The sequence below is a fragment of the Thiorhodococcus mannitoliphagus genome (assembly GCF_010915725.1).
GTDB classification, from domain to species: Bacteria; Pseudomonadota; Gammaproteobacteria; order Chromatiales; family Chromatiaceae; genus Thiorhodococcus; species Thiorhodococcus mannitoliphagus.
In genome coordinates this window covers 1-1,095 of sequence record NZ_JAAIJR010000352.1, presented here as the reverse complement: position 1 = coordinate 1,095, position 1,095 = coordinate 1, and the positions used below count along the sequence as shown (strand labels likewise).

General features: G+C 61.6%; 2 protein-coding genes. One reads left to right on the top strand and one right to left on the bottom strand.

Annotated features, from left to right (window positions below; genetic code table 11):
- Position 1: 1 nt before the first annotated feature.
- Positions 2–472: a transcriptional repressor LexA gene (gene lexA / locus G3480_RS26815; RefSeq protein ID WP_164657235.1), complete on the bottom strand. Its 471-nt coding sequence runs from the start codon at positions 470–472 to the stop codon at positions 2–4.
- Between the two features lie 258 nt (positions 473–730).
- Between lexA and G3480_RS26810 the strand changes: the two genes are divergently transcribed.
- Positions 731–1,093 (top strand): hypothetical protein, encoded by a 363-nt coding sequence (locus tag G3480_RS26810; RefSeq protein WP_164657234.1) that lies wholly within the window; start codon positions 731–733, stop codon positions 1,091–1,093.
- Positions 1,094–1,095: the final 2 nt, after the last annotated feature.

The window sequence follows — 1,095 nt, the reverse complement described above, 5'->3', positions numbered from 1 at the left end:
ATCAGTCCGCCATCCGCACGACGCCCGAGACGATCCCGAGGATCTGGATCTCCTCGTGGCGCAGATGGATCGGCTGCATCTGCAGATTGGCCGGCTGCAGACGAATCCCGTCGGCCTCGATGTAGAAGCGCTTGAGCGTCACCTGCTCACCGTTGATCAGCGCGACGACCATCTCACCGTTCTCCGCTGTCTGGCGTTGCTCGACGACGATGATGTCGCCGTCCTGGATCTGATCGTCCATCATCGAGTGCCCGCGCACCCGCAGCGCATAGCTGTTCTTGCGCACCATGTGGCGTGGGACCCGGACACGCTCCTGCTCCTGCTCCTCGACCGCATCGATCGGCTGACCGGCGGAGACATCGCCCAGGAGAGGCAGGTCCACCCCATCTTCGGCGATGAGGTCCAGCGGCTCGAGAACGGGTGTCCAGGTCAGATGGGTGCGTCGATTGATCAGAAAAGTCGGCTGGCTCATCGGTGATCTCCTTAAGAAGAAGGGCTGATCCATCAATGGGTTGAGCTGAGTCTAGCGCGACGGCAGAAGTGACGGAAGGCATTGTTTTCTAGGAGGTCCTGCCGGGGAAAGATGATCAGGACCAGGAGGAGTCCGGGAGCGCCGCACACTCCACTTGGCATGCGCACCCTTGATCACCCAACGCTCGATCTTGCCTGCGGGGGAAGCTAGCATGATCCTCCCCTCATTGATGACCCACCTCTGCACCGAGCCTCTGTCATGGTCTTGATGCTGCTTCCGCTCGTCGTACTCGCCCTTTCGGCCTTGCTGGTCGTGGGGATTGGCGCGCGGCGCTATTGGGCGCTGTATCTGCTCGATGGGCTCTATCTGATCGGTCTGCTCTATGCCGCCTATCTCACATTCCTGGTCTGGCAGGATTCTGGTTATGGGGAGAACTGGGCCATGTACGGGATGCTGTTCTTCGTCTGGCCCTATAGCGCGCTGGTGAGCATCCTGGGAGGGATCGAGATCGCCTTGCTGTGGCGGGATCCTCATCCGCACGCGCGCCGTTGTCGGCGCCTGACGGCGGTGATCGTGGCCGTGCTGGTGGGGCTGTCCGTGTCGCCGGTCGTGCTCGGATGATG